This is a genomic window from Halonotius pteroides, from assembly GCF_003605635.1.
Lineage (GTDB): Archaea > Halobacteriota > Halobacteria > Halobacteriales > Haloferacaceae > Halonotius > Halonotius pteroides.
Genome location: NZ_QMDW01000077.1, coordinates 1 through 1,236 on the forward strand (window position 1 = coordinate 1; position 1,236 = coordinate 1,236).

Here is a 1,236-nt window from a genome sequence, read left to right on the forward strand (position 1 = left end):
GATCGATGCTGCGGAGCACGCGGCGGCTGTCGATACCGTCGACGAGCGGCATCTGCACCAAGATGCCGTGTACCCCGGGGTCGCCGTTGAGTTCCTCGATCGTGTCGTACAGCTCCGCCGCCGGCGCATCGGTGTCGATCTCGACGTGGATGCCGTCGATGCCGACCGCCTCGCAGTCGCGCTGTTTCATCGAGACGTACGTCTCGCTCGCGGGATCGTCGCTCATCAGGACAGTCGCGAGTCCCGGTTCGATACCCTCGGCGTTCAGGCGGTCGATGCTCCCGCTCAGCGAGTCACGGATGTCGGCGGCGACGGCCTCGCCGTCGATAACGTCGGTCATTACCGGAGAGGGGGCGCTCCGGACCTATCAACGGTTCGGGTTCGTGGTGGTCTCGCGGTACCGACCCGGGTGTATATGCACGTTCGTGCTACAGCTGCCCGCCGAGCACCTTCGCGGCAGTCAGGATCGGATCCCACGTCGTGTTGAACGGCGGGGCGTACGCGAGGTCGTAGTTCGACAACTCGCCCACCGTCACTCCCTCAGTGACTGCGCCGACCAGCGCGTGGCTGCGGTGGACCGCCCCCTCGCCGTACTCGCTAACGAGACTCCCGCCGAGGACGCGGCCCGATTCCCGGTCGGCGGTCAGCGTCACGCGAACCGTCCCTCCTTCGGGGTAATAGCCCGCCCTGGAGTTCGCATCGATCGTCTCGGTGACCGGGTCGAACCCGGCTTCGCGAGCCTTTCCGTGGTCGAGGACGCCCGTCCGCGCGGCCTCGACGTCGAAGGCTTTCACCGCCGCCGTCCCGGCGACTGCACCGCCCTCGGTCGGCGTCCCCGCGATCGTCCGCCCGATCGCGCGTCCGTGTCTGTTCGCCGTCAGCGCGAGCGGGACGTACGCCGGGTCGCCGGTGACGACGTGTTCGGCTTCCGCGCAGTCGCCGGCGGCATAGACGCCTTCGACGTTCGTCTCCCGGTAGGCATCGGTCGCGATTGCGCCCGTCGGGCCGAGTTCGATGCCGGCGGCCTCGGCGAGGTCCGTCCGCGGCCGGACGCCCGTCCCGAGCAACACCATCTCGACCGGCACGCGCCCGTCGGCTGTGACGACGGCCTCGACCGCGCCGCCGCCGGCGATCGACTCGGCCGCGGCGTTCAGATGCACCGAGACCCCCTGCTCGTCGAGGTGATCGGCGACGGCCTCGCTCGTCGCGTCGCTGAACCCCTTGAGCACCCGGTCG

Annotated in this window: 2 protein-coding genes; both read right to left on the minus strand. The window is 69.5% G+C overall.

Going from position 1 to position 1,236, the window contains the following annotated elements:
• The coding region (locus tag DP106_RS15125) for a tetrahydrofolate dehydrogenase/cyclohydrolase catalytic domain-containing protein (RefSeq protein WP_276310101.1) at positions 1-340 on the minus strand (340 nt) is incomplete at its 3' end.
• Between the two features lie 88 nt (positions 341-428).
• On the minus strand, positions 429-1,236 hold an 808-nt coding region (locus DP106_RS15130; protein ID WP_165857927.1), incomplete at its 5' end, for an FAD-dependent oxidoreductase.